This window comes from Aromatoleum evansii (assembly GCF_012910805.1).
Classification (GTDB): Bacteria; Pseudomonadota; Gammaproteobacteria; order Burkholderiales; family Rhodocyclaceae; genus Aromatoleum; species Aromatoleum evansii.
Genome location: NZ_WTVK01000003.1, coordinates 107,996 through 130,261 on the forward strand (window position 1 = coordinate 107,996; position 22,266 = coordinate 130,261).

At 67.4% G+C, this 22,266-nt stretch carries 18 protein-coding genes; 9 read left to right on the forward strand and 9 right to left on the reverse strand.

The window, feature by feature from the left end:
* The 5 genes from GO615_RS02395 (at nucleotide 1) to GO615_RS02415 (ending at nucleotide 6,272) form a co-directional block, all read left to right on the forward strand.
* The gene (locus GO615_RS02395; RefSeq protein WP_169125445.1) at nucleotides 1-867 is read left to right on the forward strand and encodes an FAD binding domain-containing protein; all 867 of its coding nucleotides are present in this window, start codon (nucleotides 1-3) and stop codon (nucleotides 865-867) included.
* Complete coding sequence (locus GO615_RS02400; protein ID WP_169125446.1) at nucleotides 851-1,324, forward strand: (2Fe-2S)-binding protein; 474 nt, start codon at nucleotides 851-853, stop codon at nucleotides 1,322-1,324. The genes GO615_RS02395 and GO615_RS02400 overlap by 17 nt, the downstream gene beginning before the upstream one ends.
* Nucleotides 1,325-1,337: 13 nt before the next feature.
* On the forward strand, nucleotides 1,338-3,746 hold the full coding sequence (locus GO615_RS02405) for a xanthine dehydrogenase family protein molybdopterin-binding subunit (RefSeq protein WP_169125447.1): 2,409 nt from the start codon (nucleotides 1,338-1,340) through the stop codon (nucleotides 3,744-3,746).
* Entirely contained in the window at nucleotides 3,743-4,966 is a 1,224-nt protein-coding gene (locus tag GO615_RS02410; RefSeq protein WP_169125448.1) for a CaiB/BaiF CoA transferase family protein, read from the forward strand. Before GO615_RS02405 ends, GO615_RS02410 begins: the two co-directional genes overlap by 4 nt.
* 157 nt (nucleotides 4,967-5,123) lie before the next feature.
* Complete coding sequence (locus tag GO615_RS02415; protein WP_211166918.1) at nucleotides 5,124-6,272, forward strand: ABC transporter substrate-binding protein; 1,149 nt, start codon at nucleotides 5,124-5,126, stop codon at nucleotides 6,270-6,272.
* Nucleotides 6,273-6,460: 188 nt separating this feature from the next.
* Here GO615_RS02415 and GO615_RS02420 read toward each other — a convergent pair whose 3' ends face one another.
* The 8 genes from GO615_RS02420 to GO615_RS02455 all read right to left on the reverse strand — a co-directional run bounded on the left by GO615_RS02420 (nucleotide 6,461) and on the right by GO615_RS02455 (nucleotide 15,786).
* Complete coding sequence (locus GO615_RS02420) at nucleotides 6,461-7,636, reverse strand: ABC transporter substrate-binding protein (protein WP_169125449.1); 1,176 nt, start codon at nucleotides 7,634-7,636, stop codon at nucleotides 6,461-6,463.
* Nucleotides 7,637-7,721: 85 nt separating this feature from the next.
* Entirely contained in the window at nucleotides 7,722-9,350 is a 1,629-nt protein-coding gene (locus GO615_RS02425) for an AMP-binding protein (protein WP_339380081.1), read from the reverse strand.
* A 184-nt stretch (nucleotides 9,351-9,534) separates the two neighbouring features.
* Nucleotides 9,535-10,020, reverse strand: coding sequence for a MarR family winged helix-turn-helix transcriptional regulator (locus GO615_RS02430; RefSeq protein ID WP_169125450.1), 486 nt, complete (start codon nucleotides 10,018-10,020; stop codon nucleotides 9,535-9,537).
* Nucleotides 10,021-10,121: 101 nt separating this feature from the next.
* On the reverse strand, nucleotides 10,122-10,520 hold the full coding sequence (locus GO615_RS02435; protein ID WP_169125451.1) for a RidA family protein: 399 nt from the start codon (nucleotides 10,518-10,520) through the stop codon (nucleotides 10,122-10,124).
* Nucleotides 10,510-11,715, reverse strand: coding sequence for an acyl-CoA dehydrogenase family protein (locus GO615_RS02440; RefSeq protein ID WP_169125452.1), 1,206 nt, complete (start codon nucleotides 11,713-11,715; stop codon nucleotides 10,510-10,512). The genes GO615_RS02435 and GO615_RS02440 overlap by 11 nt, the downstream gene beginning before the upstream one ends.
* Nucleotides 11,716-11,719: 4 nt before the next feature.
* Entirely contained in the window at nucleotides 11,720-12,565 is an 846-nt protein-coding gene (locus GO615_RS02445; RefSeq protein ID WP_169125453.1) for an enoyl-CoA hydratase family protein, read from the reverse strand.
* Between the two features lie 70 nt (nucleotides 12,566-12,635).
* A complete protein-coding gene (locus GO615_RS02450; RefSeq protein ID WP_169125454.1) occupies nucleotides 12,636-13,448 on the reverse strand; it encodes an SDR family NAD(P)-dependent oxidoreductase in 813 nt (270 codons plus the stop codon).
* A gap of 16 nt (nucleotides 13,449-13,464) precedes the next feature.
* Nucleotides 13,465-15,786 (reverse strand): bifunctional salicylyl-CoA 5-hydroxylase/oxidoreductase, encoded by a 2,322-nt coding sequence (locus GO615_RS02455; RefSeq protein ID WP_169125455.1) that lies wholly within the window; start codon nucleotides 15,784-15,786, stop codon nucleotides 13,465-13,467.
* Between the two features lie 343 nt (nucleotides 15,787-16,129).
* Between GO615_RS02455 and GO615_RS02460 the strand changes: the two genes are divergently transcribed.
* Genes GO615_RS02460 through dctP form a run of 3 tightly spaced genes read left to right on the forward strand, consistent with a single transcriptional unit; the run spans nucleotide 16,130 to nucleotide 19,002 of the window.
* Nucleotides 16,130-16,660: a TRAP transporter small permease gene (locus GO615_RS02460; protein WP_169125456.1), complete on the forward strand. Its 531-nt coding sequence runs from the start codon at nucleotides 16,130-16,132 to the stop codon at nucleotides 16,658-16,660.
* Nucleotide 16,661: 1 nt separating this feature from the next.
* On the forward strand, nucleotides 16,662-17,978 hold the full coding sequence (locus tag GO615_RS02465) for a TRAP transporter large permease (RefSeq protein WP_169125457.1): 1,317 nt from the start codon (nucleotides 16,662-16,664) through the stop codon (nucleotides 17,976-17,978).
* A 52-nt stretch (nucleotides 17,979-18,030) separates the two neighbouring features.
* On the forward strand, nucleotides 18,031-19,002 hold the full coding sequence (gene dctP, locus GO615_RS02470) for a TRAP transporter substrate-binding protein DctP (RefSeq protein WP_169125458.1): 972 nt from the start codon (nucleotides 18,031-18,033) through the stop codon (nucleotides 19,000-19,002).
* Between the two features lie 173 nt (nucleotides 19,003-19,175).
* On the opposite strand, the gene GO615_RS02475 is transcribed toward dctP, so the two are convergent.
* The gene (locus GO615_RS02475; RefSeq protein ID WP_169125459.1) at nucleotides 19,176-19,673 is read right to left on the reverse strand and encodes a MarR family winged helix-turn-helix transcriptional regulator; all 498 of its coding nucleotides are present in this window, start codon (nucleotides 19,671-19,673) and stop codon (nucleotides 19,176-19,178) included.
* Nucleotides 19,674-20,091: 418 nt separating this feature from the next.
* On the opposite strand from GO615_RS02475, the gene GO615_RS02480 reads away from it, so the two are divergent.
* Nucleotides 20,092-22,263, forward strand: coding sequence for a ferredoxin family protein (locus GO615_RS02480; protein WP_169125460.1), 2,172 nt, complete (start codon nucleotides 20,092-20,094; stop codon nucleotides 22,261-22,263).
* Nucleotides 22,264-22,266 lie beyond the last annotated feature (3 nt).

Consider the following 22,266-nt stretch of genomic DNA (forward strand, 5'->3'; position numbering starts at 1 on the left):
ATGACAGCAATCGAAAGATATGCCGCGCCGCAGAACCTCGACGAGGCGCTCGGCATCCTGCAGCAGGGCGAGGTGACGATACTGGCGGGCGGCACCGACCTGATGCCGCAGACGAAAGCCGGGCGCATCGCGTTCAAGCCGACGCTGATGAACATCGGCCGCATCGCGGGGCTGAAGGGCGTCACGCTCGACGGCGAGCACCTGCGCATCGGCGCGCTCACCACGATCAGCGAACTCCTCCGCGATCCGCTCGTCGCGCAGCACGCGGCGGTGCTCGCCGAGGCCTGCGATCACTTCGCGAGCGACCAGATCCGCAACGCCGGCACGCTCGGCGGCAACATCAACAACGCCTCGCCCGCGGGCGACACGCTGGTGCCACTGATCGTGCTCGACGCGGAAGTCGAGCTCGCATCGAAGCCGAACGGCTCGGTCGCGACGCGCCGCATGCCGCTCGCCGAGTTCTTCACCGGCCCGGGCAGGACGAAGCGCGCGGCGAACGAGTTGCTGACCGCCGTGCGCATCCCGCTGCCGAAACCGGGTCACGTCGCGCGCTTCTACAAATTCGGCACGCGCCCCGCGCTGGACATTTCGACGATCTCGATCGGCATTGCCGGCATCAAGCGCGACGGCGCGCTCACCGACACCCGCGTCGCCTTCGGCGCAGTCGCCCCGACGCCGGTCCGCGCCCCGCGCACCGAGGCCGCGCTCGAAGGCCGCCGCCTCGACGCCGCAGCCATCGAGGCCGCCGCCGACGCCGCCCGCGACGAGGTGAACCCGATCGACGACGTGCGCGCCAGCGCGTGGTACCGCAAGGAACTGATCCACAACATGACCAGAAGGATGCTCGACCATGTTGCTCACGCATGACATCGAATTCACGCTGAACGGCGTCACGAAAAAGCTCACCATCGACGTCACGATGAACGCACTCGACATGCTGCGCGACGTCGTCGGCCTGACCGGCACGAAGTACGGCTGCGGCGAGGGTGAGTGCGGCGCATGCACGATCCGCGTCGATGGCGAGACGCGCAATTCCTGCCTGATGTTCGCCGTCGATTTCGACGGCCGCGACATCGTCACGATCGAGGGCCTCGCCGCCGACCCGAAGGCTGATGCCCTGCGGGAGTCCTTCGTCGAGCACGGCGCGGTGCAGTGCGGCTTCTGCACGCCGGGCATGGTGATGCAGGCGTCCCACATCCTCGACACGCACCCGGATGCCGATGCCGAGACCATCAAGCGCGGCCTCGAAGGCAACCTGTGCCGCTGCACCGGCTACAAGAAGATCGTCGACGCGGTCGAGTCCGCGTGCTGCGGCGGGCGATGAGGAGAACGATGGTATGAACGTCGCTGAAAAACCCGTGATCGCCCCCGACTCCCTGATCGGCCAGCGCATCCAGAAGAAGGACGCGCCCGAGAAAGCCGCCGGCAAGACGCGCTACATCCAGGACATGGTCGTGCCGGGCATGCTGCACGCGAAGATCCTGCGCTCGTCGCGCGTGCATGCCAGGATCAAGAGCATCGACACCTCGGCCGCAAAGGCGCTGCCGGGCGTGCATGTCGTCCTCACCGCGGCCGACGTGCCGGACCAGCAGCCGATCGGCGTCGCGCGCGACCACCTGCCACTGAAGGGCGAACGCGTGCGCAGCCAGCGCGACGAGATCGCCGCGGTCGCCGCCGACAGCGAGGAGATCGCCGAGGCGGCGCTGAAATTGATCCGCGTCGAATACGAGGACCTCCCCGTCATCGCCACGCCCGAGGACGCGATCAAGCCCGGCGCGCCGCTGATCCACCCTGCCCCGCTCGACGCCGACGGCCGCCCGCAGGCGCTGCCGCCCAAGACGCCGATCGCGTTCGCCGGCAAGGCGGACAACATCGCGATGCGCTTCGACTACACGCACGGCGACATCGCGCAGGCCGAAGCCGAGTCCGACGTGGTCGTCGAGGACACCTTCCAGCTGCATTACGTAACGCACTGCTGCATGGGCGTGTCGGGTGTCATCGCCGAGTTCGATGCCTCCGGCAACCTGCTGATGTACTCGAACACGCAGGTGCCCTTCCTGCACAAGCGTGAATTCGCCGAGTACCTGAACATCGACCCGAGCCGCGTGCGCATCATTCAGCCGCCGATCGGCGGCGGCTTCGGCTCCAAGCTCGACATCTACCCCTTCGAGGTCATCTGCATCTTCCTCGCGCGCGCTGCGAAGCGCCCGGTGAAGATGGTCTTTACACGCGAGGAAGAGTTCCTCGCCTCGCCCACGCGCCAACCGGTGCTGCTGACGCTGCGTTCGGGCTGCAAGAAGGACGGCACGCTGACCTTCCGCCAGGTGCATACGCTGCACGACAACGGCGCCTACACGTCGTGGGGCGCGACGACGCCCTTCGTGATGATGCAAACCTTCTCGTCGCTGTACCGCGTGCCGGCCTGCGACTACCACACGACGGTGGTCTACACGAACAACCCCTACGCCGGCTCCTTCCGCGGCTACGGCAACCTGCAGGCGACCTTCGCCATCGAGCAGCACATGGACATGCTGGCCGAGAAGATCGGCATGGACCCGCTCGATTTCCGCCTGATGAACGCGCAGGACGCGGGCGAAGTCACCGGCCAGGGCATGACGTTCAAGAGCTGCGGCTTCAAGGAATGCCTGACGACCGCGGCCGAGCGCAGCGAATACCGGAAGAAGCACGCCGACAACCTCGCCAACCGCGACGCACCCGGACCGGTGAAGCGCGGCATCGGCATCGCGTCAATGCTGCACGTTGGCGGCGGCGCGAAGATCTATCCGTCGGACGGCTGCGGCACCATCCTGAAGCTCGACGACTTCGCGAACGTCACGCTGATCACCGGCGCCTCCGAAATCGGCCAGGGCTCGGAGACCGTGCTGTCGCAGCTCGTCTGCGAGGAGCTGGGGCTGCCGATCTCCGCGGTCACCGTCGTCAATAACGACACCGCGATCACGCCGTGGGACGTCGGCGTGCATGCGAGCCGCACCACCTTCATCGCCGGCAATTCGGCGATCGGTGCCGCGCGCAAGGCGAAGGCGAAGATCCTCGCAGCCGCAGCAAAGAAGCACGGCTGCGACGAGGTGGAACTGGATCTGCGCGGCGGCTTTGTCATCCGGGCCGATTCGGGCGAGCCGCTCGTCGAGCTCGCGCGCCTGATGCGCAACCTGCACTTCTCCGACAAGGCCGAGCTCGTCATGACGACCTTCTACTACGAGCCGCCGAGCGTGCATCAGGACAAGGCCTTCAAGGGCGACGTGTCGGCCGCCTACGCGTGGGCGGCGCAGGTCGTCGAAGTCGAGGTCGACACCGACACCGGCATCGTGAAGATGACGAAGGTCACCGGCACCCACGACGTCGGCCGCGTGCTCAACCGCCTCGGCCTCGAAGGGCAGATCGAAGGCGGCGTCGTCATGGGCCAGGGCTACGCGCTGACCGAGAACCTGATCGTCGAGAACGGCATCACCCGCAACCCGAACTTTCGCGACTACAAGCTCGTGACCGCACCCGAGATCCCCGAGATGGACATCACCTTCGTCGAGTCGATGGACGGCGAAGGTCCGCAGGGCGCCAAGGGCGTCGGCGAGGCGCCGGCGATCTGCATCGCCGCGGCGGCCGCGAACGCGATCTACAACGCGACGGGGGTGCGCATCTTCGCCCTGCCCTTCACGCCGGAAGCGGTGTACCGGGCCTTGCGCGGCGCGGCGCCGAAACCCCATTGGCAAGCGTGGAAACCGGAATGAAGCGGCGCACCGTACTCTCGATGGAGCAGGCGTTGTCGATGCCCTATGCGACGCTGCGCTTCGCCCAGCTCGGCTGGCGCGTGATCCGCCTCGAATCGACGCCGGCCTGCGACGGCCTGCCCGGCGATCCCAACCGCTACATCGGCGGCAAGGTCGCGGACGACGACCGACGCACCTACTTCATCGCGCCCAACGTCGGCAAGGAAGCGATCGCGCTCAACCTCAAGGAACCCGACGGCCAGGCGCTGTTGAGGCGCCTCCTCGTCGAGCTCGACGTCGACGTGTTCTGCTGCAACACGGTGCCGCGCCGCTACAAGCAGCTCGGCATCGACTACGCAACGCTCGCCGCGGCGAAGCCCGACCTGATCTGGGCGGGCATCTCGGCGATGGGCCCGGACTACCCGGATGCGCCCGGCTACGATCCGGTGATCCAGGCGATGGCGGGCTACATGGAGCTCACCGGCGCCGCCGACGGGCCGCCGACGCTGGCAGGCGTGCCGATCATCGACCTCAAGGCGGGTGACGAGGTCTACGCGAATGTGATGATGGCGCTGCTCGAACGCGCCGAGAGCGGCAAGGGCACGCGCATCGACGTGTCGATGCTGCAGGCCGCCGCCTCGTGGCTGATCACGACGCTGCCGCTGCTCGATTTCGACTGCCAGCCGTCCGAGATCACGCGCTGTGGCAACGAGCACCGCAAGTTCATCCCGACGAACGTCTATCCGACCGCCGACGGATTCATCTACATGGCGATCGGCAGCGACGTGCAGTGGAAGCGCCTGTGCGAGATCCCGAAGTTCGCGTCGATCGGCAGCGCCACGCGCACGACGAACGAAGGTCGCCACCGCGAGCGCGACGCGATCCACCGCGACGTCGCAGGGGTCACGCAGCGTTATCCGACCGCCGAGATCGTCGCGGACTTCCGCGACGCGACGATCCCGCACGCGCCGATCCACGACATCCCCGCCGTACGCGACATGGAGGCGCTCCGGCGGCGGCTGACGACCACGCGCATGCCCGGCGGCAAGCTCGTGCACATGCAGCCGATGGCGGTCGACGTCGCCGGTACCGATGGCGGCGAGCTGCCCTTTGCTACCGATGGCGGCGAGCTGCCCTTTGCACCACGTTACGGCCAGCACACGGATGCCGTGCTGCGCGAGGCCGGTTGCAGCGAGGACGAGATCGCGCTGCTGCACTCACGCGGAATCGTCGCGGGCTGACAGGAGGCGCCCAAGCGTCACGCGGCGCCCCACCGGGAGGGGCGCCGCTTTCGATTCACGAACCCCGGAAACCATCGACGGCGAGAGGAGCGCGCGGACCCGATCCGCACGCGCGACCAGAGGTCCTTGTGGTGCACACCGTAGGAGACATCAGAACATGAAGATGCTTGGCATTCGATTGGCGCTGTCCGGACTCGTCCTGGCGGCATCGCTGTCCGCAAACGCGCAGGTGAAGATCGGCGTGGTGTCGTCGGCGACCGGCCCGACCGCGCTGGTCGGCATTCCGCAGAAGAACACGGTGGCGCTGCTGCCGGCGAAGATCGGCGATCTCAGCGTCGAGTACATCCCGCTCGATGACGCGAGCGATCCCACCGCCTCCGTCACCGCCGTGAAGAAGCTGATCTCTGAGCAGAACGTCGATGCGATCATCGGCCCCTCCGGCTCGCCCAACGCGATGGGCGTGATCCAGTTCGTCGCCGATGCGGGCGTGCCGCTGCTCGCGCCGGTGGGCACCGCCGCCGTCGTGACGCCCATGGACGACAAGAAGAAGTGGGTCTTCAAGACCACCCAGAACGACGACATCATCGCGACGGCGCTGGTCGAGCACATGGTGAAGTCCGGGGTGAAGACGCTCGGCTTCATCGGCGTCGGCGACCCCTACGGCGAGAACTGGTACAAGGTGTTCTCGGCGCTCGCCGAGAAGAATGGCATGAAGATCGTCGCCAATGAGCGCTTCCAGCGCCAGGACGCATCGGTCACCGGCCAGAGCCTGAAGATCATCGGCGCCAAGCCCGACGCGGTGCTCGTCGCCGCCGCCGGCGGCCCGGCGGTGCTGCCGCAGACCACGCTCGTCGAGCAGGGCTACAAGGGCCAGATCTACCAGACCCACGGCGCCGCCCTGCCCGACTTCCTCAAGCTCGGCGGCAAGAAGGTCGAGGGCACGATCCTCGCCGCGAGCCTGATGCTGGTGCTGCCCGAGATCGCCGACAGCCATCCGTCGAAGAAGATCGCCGCCGACTACATCGCCGCGTATGAGAAGGCCCATGGCACCAAGCCCGCGACCTTCGGCGCCAACGTCTTCGACGCCGGCCTGCTGCTGCAGCAGGCGATCCCCGCTGCGGCGAAGGTCGCCAAACCCGGCACCAGGGAGTTCCGCGCGGCGCTGCGCGACAGCCTCGAGCAGACCCGTGAGCTCGTCGGCACCCAGGGCGTCTACAACATGAGCACGACCGACCACAGCGGCTTCGACGAGCGCGGACGCGTGCTGATCGCCGTCAGGGACGGCAACTGGACGCTGGCGAAGTAAGCCGCGAATCGGTCGTCGCATAACCCGTAGGGCGGAAAAGCGCAGCGTCTTCCGCCGAATGCCGCCCGTCGTGCACCGCCATGCGGCGGATAACGCCTTCGGCTCATCCGCCCTACGGGTCGTTTGCACGCTTGGAAAACAAGAAGGGGGCTCGCGCCCCCCTTGCTCGTCCCGAAAGGTCGGGTGCCTTACATGCGGCAGCCGCGCGCCGGATCGGCGAGGGCTTTCTCTGCGACGCCGACGAGCTTGTTGTCACGGCCTTCGGCCTTGCGCAGGTAGATGTCCTGCACCGGGTTGTGCGCCTTCGACAGCGTGAACGCGCCGCGCGGGCTGTCGATCTTCGCCGCTTCCATCGCCTTGATCATCGCCGGCTGCTCTAGCTTGCCGCCCTTCACCGCATCCAGGCCCACGCGCAGCAGCTGGGCGGCGTCGTAGCCCTGCACCGCATACACGTCGGGCTGCATCTTGTAGCTCGTCGCGTACTTGGTGCGGAAGGCCGTGTCCTTCGCGTTGGTCAGGCCGTCGGCGTAATGCAGCGTCGTCAGCAGTCCTTCGCCCGCGCCGCCCATCGCATCGAGCGTGCCGTCGGTGAGGAAGCCCGATGCGTACAAGGGGATCGTTTTCTTCAGGCCCGCCGCATCGTAGTCCCTCACGAACTTGGCGGCTCCGCCGCCGGCGAAGAACACGAACACGGCGTCGGGCTTGAGGTTGGCGATCTCGGTGAGGTAGGCCTGGAATTCGACGTTCGGGAAAGGCAGGTAGAGTTCCTTTGCGATCTTGCCGCCCGCCTTCTCGAAGGCCTCCTTGAAGCCGCCGACGGCCTGTTCGCCGGCCGCGTACTTCCACGTCAGCGTGACGACGTTCTTGTGTCCGCGCTCGGCCGCGACCTTGCCCATGCCGTACGCGGGCTGCCAATTCGTGAACGAGGTGCGGAACACGTTCGGCGCACACAGCGGCCCGGTGAGCTCGTCGGCACCGGCGTTGGGGACGATCAGGAGCGTCTTGGTGTCGCGCGCGACCTTGGCCATCGCCAGCGCCACGCCCGAGTGCACGGTGCCGACCAGCACGTCGACGTTGTCGCGCTTGACGAGCTTGGAGGCGTTCTCGGTCGCCTTGGCCGGATCGGATTCGTCATCGACGACGAAATACTCGACCTCGCGCCCCCCGAGCGTTCCGCCCTGCTCCGCGACGTACTGCTTGAAGCCGTTGGTGATCGCGGTGCCGAGCGCGGCATAGGTTCCCGTGTAGGGCAGCATCAGCCCGACCTTGACCTTCTCGGCCGCCTGCGCCGCACCGAGCGTCAGCGTGCCGAGCGCTACGGCGGCAATGCTGCGGACCACTTTGGCTCCCTTCTTCCTGGTCATTCTCGTCTCCTCCAGTCTTTTAATGTGTTCGCGTCAAACTGCTATTGCGGACAGCTATGATTTTCTCATCCGGCGATTGCCGGTATCAGGGTTTCCCCTCGCGCAGCCGGAAACGCTGCAGTTTTCCGGTCTCGGTGCGCGGCAGCGAATCGCGGAATTCGATCGCACGCGGATATTTGTACGGCGCGATCGTGCGCTTGACGAAGTCCTGCAACTCGCGCACGAGCAACTCCCCCGCCCCGTGGCCGGGACGCGGCACGACGAAGGCCTTGACGATCTGCCCGCGCTCCTCGTCCGGCACGCCGATGACCGCGCACTCCGCGACCGCCGGATGCTGCATCAACGCATCCTCCACTTCCGGCGCGCCGATGTTGTAGCCGGCCGACACGATCATGTCGTCGAGCCGCGACTGGTAGTGGAAATAGCCGTCGGCATCCATGTAGTACGCGTCGCCGGTGTAGTTCCAGCCGTCGCCGACGTAGTTGCGCTGGCGCGAGTCGTCGAGGTAGCGGCAGCCGGTCGGCCCTTTCACGGCGAGCCGGCCGACAGTGCCGGCGGGCACTTCACGCCCTTCGTCGTCGACGATGCGGGCGCGGTAACCCGGCACGACGGTGCCGGTCGCGCCGGGGCGGGCGTGCTCCTCGTCGGCGGAGATGAAGATGTGGAACATCTCGGTCGCGCCGATGCCGTCGATGATCTCGATGCCCGTCGCATCCTTCCACAGCGCCCGTGTCGCCGCCGGCAGCACTTCGCCCGCCGACACGCACTTCACCAGCGGTCCGCCCAGGGGTGCACCGAGCCGGCGTTCGCGGGCGCCCTCGGCCATCGCGCGATACGAGGTCGGCGCGGTGAAGAGGATCGTCGCGCCGAACTCGCCGATCGCGTCGAGGAGTTTCGGGGGGGAAGCCTGTTCGAGCAGCACCGTCGATGCGCCCACGCTCATCGGGAACAGCAGCATGCCGCCCAGTCCGAACGTGAACGCGAGCGGCGGGCTGCCGATGAAGACGTCGTCCGGCTGCGGCCGCAAAACGTGCGGCGGCCAGCAGCGGCAAGCCGCGATGACGTCGCGGTGGAAATGCATCGTCGCCTTCGGCTGTCCCGTGGTGCCCGACGTGAACGCGAGGATGCAGGTGTCGTCGGAGGCGGTCGCGACGTTGTCGAACTCGCCGGACTGGCGCGCCATCGCCGCTTCGAGGCCCGCGCCGGCCGGGTCGCCGAAGGAGACCACGTGCGCGACGGACGGACGCGTCGCCACCGCCTCGTCGAGCTCGCCGCGCAGGGCGTGCGCGCACAGCGCATGCGTGATGCGGCCCTTGTCGAGGATCTGGCCGAGCTCCTTCGCGCGCAGCAGCGGCATCGTAGCGACCGCGATCGCGCCGGCCTTCATGATCGCGAACCAGCAGGCGGCCAACATGGGGCTGTTCGGCCCGCGCAACAGGACGCGATTGCCCGGTACGACGCCGAGCTCATGCACGAGCACGTTGGCGATGCGGTTCGCGTGCCCGAGCAGGTCGCGGTAAGTCCAGCGCAGGCCGCCGGGGGCACGCAGGCAGACGCGCTCGCCCTCGCCGCCGAGCACGCGGCGGTCGAGCAGCTCGACGGCACAGTTCATCAGGGGGGGAAACTGCAGCGACGGCAGCTCGAAGAGGAATTCCGGCTGCTGCTCGGGCGGCGGCAGGCGGTCGCGGGCGAAGGTATCGACGTGACTCGTCACGATGGCATCTCCCCTGATGAGGTGAATTCAGGATGGTGGCGGATTCCGGCCACGCTGCGCCCCCCCATGAGGGGGAGAAACGCGGGCGCCGGATCGGTGTCGGCGCAGCCGGGCCGTCGCAAGCGGTGCGCTGCGCCGCTTCGCTTGCGCTGTCGCGGCAGGGCAGTCGCGGCCGCGCGAGGCCTCAGTCGGAGATCGTCGAGAGATGCGCCTTCAGCCGATCGAGCAGCTTCAGCATCTGCCGCTTCTCGGCATGGTCGAGCCCCGCCAGCAGGCCGACGACCCATTGCTCGTGCTCGCGCGCCATCCGGTCGAACTGGCGCTGGCCCTCGGCTGTCAGCATCACCGTGAAGGAGCGCCGATCGCGCGGATCGTCGTGCCGCTCCACGAGGCCTTCCTCGGCCAGCTTGTCGGTCAGCCCGGTCACGTTGCCGCCGGTCACCATCAGCAGGCGCGACAGCTCGCTCATCTTCAGCCCTTCCGGATGACGGTCGAGCTGCGCCATCAGGTCGAAGCGCGGCAGCGTCGAGTCGAAGTTCGTCCGCAGCCGCGTGCGCAGCTGCGCCTCGACGAGGTTCGTGCAGGTCAGCAGCCGCAGCCAGACGCGCAGCGCCTCGTGCTCGGCGTCGCGTGCATCGGTCGAGGGGCGGGCGGTGGCGGACGTGGACATGCGGGCTCGGAGTCGGGGAAACAACGGGAAGGGGCCAGATCGGCAAAAATACTTTACTCATGAATTAATTCGGACTCAAGCAAAATCGCCCCGTGCAGGGGTCAGTCCGGGATCACCGCAGTGACCTCGATCTCGACCTTCGCGGCATCCTCGACGAGGTCGGCGACCTGCACCGCGGTCATCGCCGGGAAGTTGCGCCCCATCACCTCGCGGTAAACCTGGCCGATCTCCTTCAGCCGGGCGACATATTCCTTCTTGTCGACGAGGTACCACGTCATGCGCGTGACGTGCTCGGGTCCACCGCCTGCGCTGCGCACGACGTCGATGGCATTCTTCAGCGCGAGGAAGACCTGCTGCACGAGGTCGTCGCTCGGGAAGCGGCATTGCGCGTCCCAGCCGATCTGGCCGCCGACGAAGATCTGGCGTCCGCGCGCCTCGATGCCGTTCGAATAGCCCTTGGGCGCGGCCCAGCCCTCGGGCTGAATCACCTTATGAACCATGCTTGTCTCCTTCGGGGGATGCCTTTCTTGCCGCGGACGGCGCCGGCTGTTTCATGAGTTCGCGCGCGACGATGAGCTTCTGCACCTCGGTCGCGCCCTCGTAGATGCGCAGCGCGCGGATCTCGCGGTACAGCGACTCGACCTTGACGCCGACCCTCACGCCCTGCCCGCCGTGCATCTGCACCGCGGCGTCGATGACACGCTGGGCGTTCTCGGTCGCGGTCATCTTCGCCATCGCCGCCTCGCGCGTCGTCGGGCGCTTGGCGACGTCGCGCTGCCACGCCGCGCGCGCCGTCAGCAAGGCGGCGGCATCGATGTCGGTCGCCATCTCGCCGAGCTTCGCCTGCGTGAGCTGGAAATCCGCGAGCGTGTGGCCGAACATCGCGCGGCCCTGCGCGTGCGTCAGCGCCTCGTCGAGCGCCCGGCGCGCGAAGCCGAGGGCGGCCGCGGCGACCGACGCGCGAAAGATGTCGAGCGTGCGCATCGCGATCTTGAAGCCTTCGCCCGAGGCGCCGAGGCGGTTTTCGGCCGGCACGCGCAGGCCGTTGAAGCGCAGCCTCGCGAGCGGGTGCGGCGCGATGACGTCGAGCCGCTCGGCCACCTCGAAGCCCGGCATGTCCGACGTCACGACGAAGGCCGACAGCCCGCGCGTGCCCGGGGCATCGCCGGTGCGCGCGAACACGCAATAGACGTCGGCGATGCCGCCGTTCGAGATCCACGTCTTCTCGCCGTCGAGCACGTAGTGGTCGCCGTCGGCCCGCGCGGTCGTCGCGATCGCGGCGACGTCGGAGCCGGCCTCCGGCTCGGTCAGCGCGAAGGCTGCGATCCACTCGCCGGATGCGACCTTGGGCAGGACGCGACGCTGGAGTTCGGGCGAGCCCGCGAGCGTGATCGCGCCGGAGCCCAGCCCCTGCATCGCGAACGCGAAGTCGGCGAGCCCGTCGTGGTACGCGAGCGTCTCCCGCGCGACGCACAACGCCCGCGAATCGAGTTCCGGCAGCGCACCGCCGAACGCCGCCGGCACGCAGTAGCGCAGGAAACCAGCGCGGCCGAGCGCAGCCACGAGGCGTCGGCACGCGGCGTCAGTGTCGTGATGGTCGATGGGGGGCATCGCGGCCGCCCAATCGAACATCGCGTCCGACAGCGCGCGGTGCTCGGGGCCGAAGAACGGCAGGTCGAGGAAGCTGCGGTCCATGGTTTCAGCAGCCTTGGAACTTCGGCTTTTCCTTTGCCGCGAACGCCTGGAACGCGCGCCCGAAGTCGCCGGTCACCATGCAGATCGCCTGGGCCTGGGCCTCGGACTCGATCATCTCCTCGATGCCCATCGCCCATTCCTGGTTCAGCATGGTCTTGGTCATCGTGTGCGCGAACCACGGGCCGTCGGCGAGGGTTTTCGCGAGGGTCTGGGCCTTGCCGAGCAATTCGGCGGGCGCATGCACGGCGCTGAAGAAGCCGCAGGCAAGCGCCTCGTCGGCGCCCATCGCGCGCCCGGTCATCAGCAGATCGGTCGCCTTGCCTTGCCCCACGACGCGCGGAAGCAGCCCGCAGGCGCCCATGTCGGCGCCGGCGAGCCCGACGCGCGTGAAGAGATACGCGGTCTTCGCTTCCGCCGTGCCGAGGCGGAAATCGGCCGCGAGGGCGACCATTGCCCCGGCACCGGCGCAGATGCCGTCGATCGCCGCGATGATCGGCTGCGGCGCGCGACGCATCGCCTTGACGAGATCACCGGTCATGCGCGTGAAGGCGAGCAGTTCGGGCATCGACATCTTGGTCAGCGGCTCGATGATCTCGAACACGTCGCCGCCGGAGCAGAAGTTGCCGCCGGCGCCCTGGATCACGACCGTGCGCACGTCGCTCGCATACGCGAGGCCGCGGAACAGGTCGCGCAGTTCGGCATACGAGTCGAAGGTGAGGGGATTCTTCTTTTCGGGGCGGTTCAGCGTGATCGTCGCGACGCGCCCGTCGTCGGAACATTCCCAGCGGAAATGACGCGCCACATAGTCCTTGAAGGGGTGCTTGTGGTCCTGCATCGACAATTCGGCCATCTCACTCTCCTTTGGTGAACCCGCGCGGGGTCTGGGCGCGCGGAAAATTCGTGTACGGGTGGGCGGCTTGTCAGCCGCACATCACTTCGCCGCCGGCGACCGCGATCGATTGCCCGTGGATCGCGTCGCTCGACGGCAAGCACAGCCAGCCGACGGTCGCCGCGACGTCCTCGGGCTGCACCAGCCGGCCCTGCGGGTTGCGTGCCGCGAGCGCTGCCTTCGCGTCGTCGGTGCTGCGGCCGGTCTTCGCGACGATGTTGTCGACGGCGCCTTCGATCAGCGGGGTGTCGGTATAGCCGGGGCATACCGCGTTGACGGTGATCCCCTGCTTCGCGACTTCCAGCGCGAGCGCGCGCGTGAGGCCGACGACGCCGTGCTTGGCGGCGCAATACGCCGCGACGTAGGCGTAGCCGACGAGGCCGGCGGTGCTCGCGACATTCACGATGCGCCCCCAACCCGCGGCCTGCATGCCGGCCAGCACCGCGTGCGTGCAGTGGTAGGTGCCGGTGAGATTCACGGCGAGCATCTCGCTCCACAGCTCGGGATCGGTGCGGCCGAACGGCGCGCTTTTCGCCGCGCCGGCATTATTCACGAGGATCGCGATCGGCCCGCGCGCGGCCACGGCGGCGTCGAAGGCGGCACGCACGGCGGCGAAGTCGGTGATGTCGGCGACCGCAAGGCCATGGCCGTCGCCTTCGAGTTCCGCGCAGGTCGCCTCGAGCGCTGCACCGCGCCGGCCGACGAGCGTCAGCGTCGCACCGAGCCGCGCGAGCTCGAGCGCGCAGGCGCGGCCGATGCCACTGCCGGCACCGGTGACGAGCGCATGCCGGCCCGCGAGCGGCGCGGCGGTCCTTTCTCTCTTCGGATCGAGGGTGGTTGTCATCGTGGTAGTTCCCGGATCACTTGCCCGCTACCGCCGCGGCGGCGCGCTGCAGGTTGGTCTCGTACTGGCCGCGGGCGGAGCGGTACTGCTTCGGCCACGCAACCTCGCCGAACCCGATCTTCGCCGCTTCGTGCAGCGTCCACGCCGGGTCCGCCAAGTGCGGCCGCGCGATGGCGCACAGGTCCGCGCGGCCCGCGGCGATGATGCTGTTGGCGTGGTCGGCCTCGGAGATCGCACCCACCGCGAGCGTCGGGATGCCGACCTCGTTGCGGATGCGGTCGGCGAACGGCGTCTGGTACATGCGGCCGTACACCGGCTGGTCGCCCTTCCACACCTGGCCCGACGAGCAGTCGATGATGTCGGCGCCGGCCTCCTTGAAGAGGCGCGCGATCGCGACGGCGTCGTCGGCAGTATTACCCCCCGGGAACCAGTCGTGGCACGACAGGCGCACCGACATCGGGCGGTTCGTCGGCCACATCGCACGCATCGCCTTGAACACTTCAAGCGGGAAGCGCGCGCGGTTCTCCAGATCGCCGCCGAACTCGTCGGTGCGGCGGTTGGTCAGCGGCGACAGGAAGCTCGACAGCAGGTAGCCGTGCGCGCAGTGCAGCTCCAGGATGTCGAAGCCGGCCTCGGCCGCCATCCGCGTGGCGCGCACGAAGTCGTTGCGCACGCGCTCCATGTCGTCGCGCGTCATCGCACGCGGCACCTGCGAGTGTGGCAGGTAGGGCAGCGGCGAGGCAGAGATCAGCTCCCACGCGCCCGCTTCGAGCGGCTCGTCGATGCCTTCCCACGCGAGCTTCGTCGCGCCCTTGCGGCCCGCATGGCCGAGCTGCATGCCGATCTTCGCATCCGAATTGCCATGCACGAAATCGACGATGCGCTTCCACGCATTCACGTGCTCAGGCTTGTACATGCCGGCACATCCCGGCGTGATGCGCGCATCGGGCGACACGCAGGTCATCTCGGTATACAGGAGCCCCGCGCCGCCCAACGCGCGCGAGCCGAAATGCACGAGGTGGAAGTCGGTCGGCGCGCCGTCCTCGGCCGAGTACATCGCCATCGGCGACATCACGATGCGGTTCGCGAGCGTCAGGCCCCGCAACTTGAACGGCGTGAACATCGGCGGAGGGGGCGTTTCGTCGTCGCGCACCGTCATGCCGGCCTTGCGCGCGAGCCAGCGCTCGTAGCCTTCGAGCCAACCCGCGTCGCGCAGCCGCAGGTTCTCGTGCGAGATGCGCTGCGAGCGCGTCAGCATCGAGTACATGAACTGCTCCGGTTCGAGCGTGTCGCAGTAGCGCGCGCCGCACACCTCGAACCATTCCATCGCGTTCCACGCGGCGTTCTGCAGCCGCAGCACGTCTATGTTGCGGGCCGCCTGATAGCGCTCCAGCACCGCGGGGATGTGCTCGCGCGTGTCGCCCTCGTCGCGGAAAAGCCGCGTCAGCTCGATCGCGTCCTCGAGCGCGAGCTTGGTGCCCGAGCCGATCGCGAAATGCGCGGTATGCACGGCGTCGCCCATCAGCACGACGTGGCTCTTGCCGTTGTAGTGGTGCCACTGCTCGCACTTCACGCGCTGGAAGTTGAGCCATGCCGAGCCGCGCAGATGGCGCGAGTTGGTCATCAGGCGGTGGCCGTCGAGGTGCTTGCCGAAGAGCTGTTCGCAGAACGCGATCGACTGCTCCTGGTCGGCGGTGTCGAGGCCGTGCGCCTTCCACACGTGCTCGGGGCATTCGACGATGAAGGTCGTCGTCTTGTCGTCGAACTTGTAGATGTGGGCCTGGAACCAGCCATGCTCGGTCTTCTCGAAGAAGAACGTGAAGGCGTCGAAGAGTTTGGTCGTGCCGAGCCAGATGTAGCGGTTGGGCCGCGTGACGATGTCGGGCTTGAACACCTCCGCGTACTTGTTGCGGATGCGCGAGTTGATGCCGTCGGAGGCGATGACCAGATCGGCGTCAGGAAACTCCGCGTCCGACTCGACCTCACGATCGAACACCAGCTCGACGCCCAGTTCCTCGCAGCGCGCCTGCAGGATGTTGAGCATCATCTTGCGGCCAATGCCGACGAAGCCGTGGCCGCCGCTGCGGATCGTGCGCCCCTTGAAATGGAGCTCGATGTCGTCCCAGTGGTTGAACGCCACCTGGATCGCATCGGCCGTCTCGGAGTCCCACTCGCGCATGTTGTCCATCGTCGCGTCCGAGAACACCACGCCCCAGCCGAAGGTGTCGTAGGGGCGGTTCCTCTCGATCACGCGGATCTCGTGCGCCGGGTTCAGCTTCTTCATCAGGATCGCGAAATACAGCCCCGCGGGCCCGCCACCGATACAGACGATACGCATCTCAGGTCTCCTCCATCTGGACGCCCGGCTTCACCCCCGGGCGTCGTGTCGCTCTATTTTAGTCGCGAACATTTCATACTTAAAGTACTTAGTCAAACGCCGGCGCAGTGCGCACCCGAAGGCTTCGGATCGTCGGGGCTGCGAACTGCTCCGCGTTGGGTGTATTACCCCACATCTGCCGACGCTTTGACCCCCCCATGTGGGGGAGGTGCGGTGCGTCGCGAACACGCACTATTCCCCGACGCCCTGCGGTGACGGCTGCTGCACCGCAGAAATAAAACTTCGTGACTGAATATTTTAAGCCTGATATATCTTCGCTCCACTCTACTCGCGGGAGTTCGGCATGGCCATACAGCAAGCGGCAATCGGAACCGGGGTCACGATCCGATCCCGTCCCGGACGGTTCTACCACCAGTTGATGAACGCCTGCGGCGCGCTCGCGGCGCTGCTCTTCGGCGGCATGGCGCTGCTCGTGTGCGCCGACGTCGTGATGCGCAACGTCGGCCTCGGGTCGATCGCATGGGCCGTCGAGGCGACCGAATACATCCTGATGGTCGCGACCTTTGTCGCGGCGCCATGGCTGCTGTACCTGAACGACCACATCCGCGTCGACGTCGTGCTGCGCGCGCTGTCGGCACCGATGCGACGCCGTCTCGAGCTCGCGACCGACCTCGCCTGCTGCGTGATCTGCGCGGTCCTCGCGTGGCAGACCATTGCGGTGGCACATGACACGGCCGCCCAGGGCAGTCTCGTGTTCAAGGTGCTGGTGTTCCCGGAATGGTGGCTGAACCTGCCGATGGTGTTCTCGTGCGCGCTGCTCGCAGTCGAGTTCGCGCGACGCTTCGTCAATCTGCTGGCGCGGGAGGCGCACTGAGATGGAATGGTACTGGGCGCTTGCACTGATGCTCGGCCTGATGTTCGGGCTGATGGGGGTCGGATTGCCGGTCGCGTTCACCTTCCTTGGCGTGAACCTCGTCGGGGCCTGGGTGTTCCTCGGCGGCGAAGCCGGACTCGCGCAACTCGTGAGGAATTCGGTCGGCGCGGTGACGAGCTTTTCGCTCACGCCGATCCCGCTGTTCGTGCTGATGGGCGAGGTGCTGTTCCACACCGGGCTCGCATTCCGCGCGATCGAGGCGATCGAGCGGCTGATCGCGCGGCTGCCGGGGAGGCTGTCGGTGGTGTCGGTGCTCGGCGGCACAACCTTTGCCGCGCTGTCGGGCTCGACGATCGCGAACACCGCGATGATGGGCGGCGTGATGCTGCCCGAGATGTTGAAGCGCGGCTACCACCCGACGCTCGCGATGGGGCCGATCATGGCGGTCGGCGGCATTGCGATGCTGATCCCGCCGTCGGCGCTCGCGGTCATGCTCGGCAGTCTCGCGGGCATCTCGATTGCGCAGTTGCTGGTCGGCGGCATCCTGCCCGGCCTCGTGATGGCATGCTGCTTCCTCGCCTACGTGATGATCCGCTGCCGCATCGACCCGGGCCTCGCGCCGCTCGACGAGGCGCCACGCGCGCCCGACGCCTGGACGCGCTGGAAGCCGTTCGTACGCGACGTCGTGCCGCTGTTCTCAATCTTCGCCGCGGTGGTCGGCAGCATGCTTGCCGGCTGGGCGTCACCGACCGAGTCGGCCGCGATCGGCGCCGTCGCCTCGGTACTCGCGACCGTCTGCTACCGCGCACTCACCTTCGCCGCCCTCAGGAAGTCGCTCATCGAGACCGCGCGTGTGTCGGTCGTGATCCTGTTCGTGCTCGTCGCCTCGACGACCTTCGCGCAGATCCTGAGCTTCTCGGGTGCGACGAGCGGCGCGCTGGGCCTCATCCGCTCTCTCGAACTCTCGCCCTTGATGCTCGTCCTCGGCATGCTGGCGATCCTGCTGGTGCTCGGCTGCGTCATCGACCAGATCAGCATGATGATGATCACGCTGCCGTTCTTCATGCCGCTCGCCAACGCCGCCGGCATCGACCCGGTATGGCTGGGCGTGCTGATGCTGGTCGCGATGGAGCTCGGCCTGCTGACGCCCCCCTTCGGCCTGCTGCTGATGGTGATGCAGTCGGTCGCGCCGCCGCCGATCCAGTTGCGCCAGATCTACGCCGCCGCGGCGCCTTTCGTGCTGATCGAGATCGGTGTGCTCGCCCTCATCGTCGCGCTGCCCTGGCTGGCCGTCGGGCTGCCACGGCTGATGCAGTAGTCCGCCTTCCCTCATGCACTACCCGCATTACCCACACAAGGAGAACGAGGAGATGAAGACCCCTGTCCGCAAGCTCGCCTTTGCCGCATTGATCGCGTGTCTCTCCAGCGGCGCGAGCGCTGCCGAAATCACGCTCAAGGCCGTCAGCGCGTTCGGCCACGACACCTTCTTCAACCAGCGCTTCCGGGCTTTCGTCGACAAGGTCAATGCCGAAGGCAAGGGGATCATGAAGATCCAGGTCGTAGGCGGACCCGAGGCGATCCCGCCGCTCGAAGTCGGCAACGCGGTACGCACCGGTGTCGTCGATCTGGCGAACACCACCGGCGTCTTCCATGCCAACCTCGTTCCCGAGGCGCTCGCCGGCTCGCTCGCCGAGAAGTCGATGGCGGAACTGCGCGCGAACGGCGGCTACGCCCTGCTTGACCGCATCCACCGCGACAAGGCCAACATGGTGTGGCTCGCGCGCGTCTCCGACGGACTGCAGTACCACATCTACACGACGAAGAAGGTGGATGCCGGCAATTTCTCCGGCATGAAACTCAGGAGCGTGCCGGTCTATCGCGCGTTCTTTCAGGCGCTCGGCGCGACCCCCTTGCAGGTGCCGCCGGGCGAGGTGTTCACCGCACTCGAGCGCGGCGTCGTCGAGGGCTACGGCTGGCCGTCGGTCGGCATTTTCGACCTCGGCTGGCAGGAGAAGACGAAGTACCGCGTCGAGCCCGGCTTCTACAACGTCGAGGTGGGCCTCTACATGAACCAGAACACGTGGAAGAAGCTCGACGAGGCGCAGCGCGCCTTCCTCGAGAAGCAGATCGCGTGGGTCGAGACCGAGAACGTCAAGGACCTGCAGGCGGCCGAGGCCGAGAAGGCACGCCAGGCCGGCGCGAAGATCGAGACCATCGCGATCCCCGAGGCCGAGGTCCGGCAGTTCCGCGCTCGCGCCTACGACGCGGGCTGGAAGGGCATCGAGCAGGCGAGCCCGCAGAACGTCGCGAAGCTGCGCGAACTGTTCGGCAACGTGCACTAATGAATCGGCGAGCTGATACAGCCGTTCGCCCTGAGCCCTTCGGCTTCGCTCAGGACAGGCCTGTCGAAGGGCGCTGGCAGGGCTTCGACAGGCTCAGCCCGAACGGTATTTGGTGGTCAAGCCTATGACAAAAGGCGGCGGGCTCAACCCGCCGCCGTTACCTGCCGCCCGTGCTACACGCCGTCGTCGGCCGGCGCTGCGGGCGGGTGCAGCGCGATCAGGTCTTTCAGCATGCCGATCAGCAGCGCCGCGTTGTCGTGACCGAACGGTTCGAGCACCGCCTGCTGGTGGCGCAAGGCGCGCGCGCATAGCGAATCGGCGAGTTCCCGCCCCTTGCGCGTAAGGCGCACGAGCGTCTGACGGCGATCGCGGCGCGCGCCGTTGCGCTCCACGAGTCCCTCGGCCTCCATCCGCTGCACCACCTTGCTCAGCGTCGGCTGTTTGGTCAGCGCGAGCTGCGCGAGCGTGCCGATGCTCTCACCGTCGCTGCCCGCCAGGCTCGCGATCACGCGCCACTCCGTCACCGAGAGGCCCGACGCCTCGACCTCGCGATGGAACTCGCGCGAGATGCGGCTGCTGGCCTGCGCGAGCAGGTAGGCGAGATAGCCGTCGACGAAGGGTGACGAGGCGTGCGTCGAAATTTGGTTTTCCGTTGTTGTCCCGTCAGTCATCGCTGCTCCCTTCACCGCCGGATCCTTCCCGGCTCGGCCCGGCGCGGCAGACACGAATGCGCCGCCGATGTTCGGGTCGATTATGCGTCAGCTCGCCGTGGATCCTGCACATGTGCGGTGCATTCCTGCACCCTTTCCGCGCCAACGCCGCGTTTTCTGCATCGCGCAAATCCCCGCCCTGTCACGGAATTTTCCGTTTTCCATGAATTTTCATATTTTCATTGACAACGGAAAGCTTCATACCTAAAGTAAATTCCACAACAAAGCTTCGGACGGCATCAAGGCAACGCGACGCCGGACCGGGTGAAAACCGGAGGAGACAAGATGGCCCCGACCCCAACAGTCAGGCCGTCGCTCGTGCGCCGTTCAGTACGGCCGTGCGGCGACGCCCGCATCCCCAGCGCTGGACAGCCGTGTCATGGCTGAGCGCTCGTTCGCGAAGGAAGTCGAGCAGCTTCGGCTGCCGGCCGGCAGCGAGTTCCGCGGCGAAGGCATCCTGGCCGTCACCAAGGCGCTACTGCAGTCCGGCGTCGGCTACGTCGCCGGCTACCAGGGCTCGCCGATCTCGCACCTGATGGACGTGCTCGCCGACGCGAAGGAGATCCTCGACGAGCTCGGCGTGCATTTCGAGGCGAGCGCGTCCGAGGCCACCGCCGCAGCGACGCTTGCCGCGTCGGTGATGTACCCGATCCGCGGCGCGGTCACGTGGAAGTCCACGGTCGGCACCAACGTCGCGTCCGATGCGCTCGCCAACCTCGCGTCGGGCGGCGTCACCGGCGGCGCGCTGGTGATCATCGGCGAGGACTACGGCGAAGGCTCGTCGATCATGCAGGAGCGGTCGCACGCGTTCGCGATGAAGTCGCAGATGTGGTTGCTCGACCCGCGCCCCAATCTCGAATCCATCGTCAAGGCGGTCGAGGACGGCTTCGAACTGTCGGAGGCGAGCAACACGCCCGTGATGCTGGAGATGCGCATCCGCTCGTGCCATGTGCATGGCCGCTTCATCACGCGCGAGAACTGCCGGCCCGCGTTCAGCCTCGCCGAAGCGCTCGAAAACCCGCGCCGCGACACCAACCGCATCGTGCTGCCGCCCGCCTCGTTCGCGCACGAGCACGAGAAGGTCCGCGACCGCTGGCCCGCCGCCGTGCAGTTCATCCGCGAGCGGAAGCTCAACGAATTCTTCGACGGCGACGACACCCACGCCGACCTCGGCCTGATCCTGCAGGGCGGCCTCTACAACGGCGTGGTCCGCGCGCTGCAGCTGCTCGGCCTCGCCGATGCGTTCGGCAACAGCCGCATCCCGCTGTACGTGATGAACGTGACCTACCCCGTCATCGACGACGAGGTGCTCGCCTTCTGCAAGGACAAGCGCGCGGTGCTGCTGCTCGAGGAAGGCCAGCCCGACTACATCGAACAGAACCTCAACACCATCCTTCGCCGGGCGGGCGTGACGACGGCGCTGTGCGGCAAGGACGTGCTGCCGATGGCCGGCGAATACACGACGCAGGTCATGCGCGACGGCATCGAAGCCTTCCTGACGACCCACGCGCCGCGCGCACTCGAATCGTCCGCCGCGGTGCCGGCGCAGGCCCCCGCAGCGGTGCCGATCACCTTCCATCCGAAAGTCCGCGATCTTGCCGCGGTCGTGCCGCCGCGGCCCGCGGGCTTCTGCACCGGCTGCCCCGAGCGGCCGATCTTCGCGGCGATGAAGCTCGCACAGGCCGATCTCGGCGAGCATCACATCTCGTGCGACATCGGCTGCCACCTGTTTTCCATCCTGCCGCCGTTCAACCTCGGCGCGACGACGATGGGCTACGGGCTCGGCGCGGCGTCGAGCTCGGCGTTCAACGTGAAGTCGGGCAAGCGTTCGATCTCGGTGATGGGCGACGGCGGCTTCTGGCACAACGGCCTCACGAGTGGCATCGCCAACGCGGTGTTCAACAAAAACGACGGCGTCATCGTCATCGTCGACAACTTCTACTCGTCGGCGACCGGCGGGCAGGACATCCCGTCCTCGCGCGCCGACAACCCGAACCGCGCGACCAAGCATCCGATCGAGGCGGCAATCCGCGGCGCCGGCGTCAAGTGGGTGCGCACCATCGACCGCACCTACGATGTCGCCCGCCTGCGCGACACGCTCGAGGAGGCGCTGACGACGAGCACCGACGGCCCAAAGGTCATCATCGCTCAGTCCGAATGCATGCTGAACAAGCAGCGGCGCGTGAGGCCGCTATTCAACAAGGCGGTGAAGGCCGGCGAGCGGGTCGTCAAGGAGCGCTTCGGCGTCGATCCGGACGTGTGCAGCGGCGATCATGCCTGCATTCGCTTGTCGGGTTGCCCGTCACTGTCGGTAAAGGACAGCGGCGACCCCTTGAAGGAGGACCCGGTGGCGAACGTCGACAACAGTTGCGTCGGCTGCGGCAACTGCGGCGAAGTCGCCGAGGCCGCGGTGCTGTGCCCGTCCTTCTATCGCGCCGACATCATCCACAACCCGACCGCGGCCGACCGCATCAAGGCGCGCGTGCGCGGCGCGGTCATCGGCTGGCTGCAGCGGCGCCGCGCGGCGCGGCTCGCACGCCACGCGCTGTGAGGA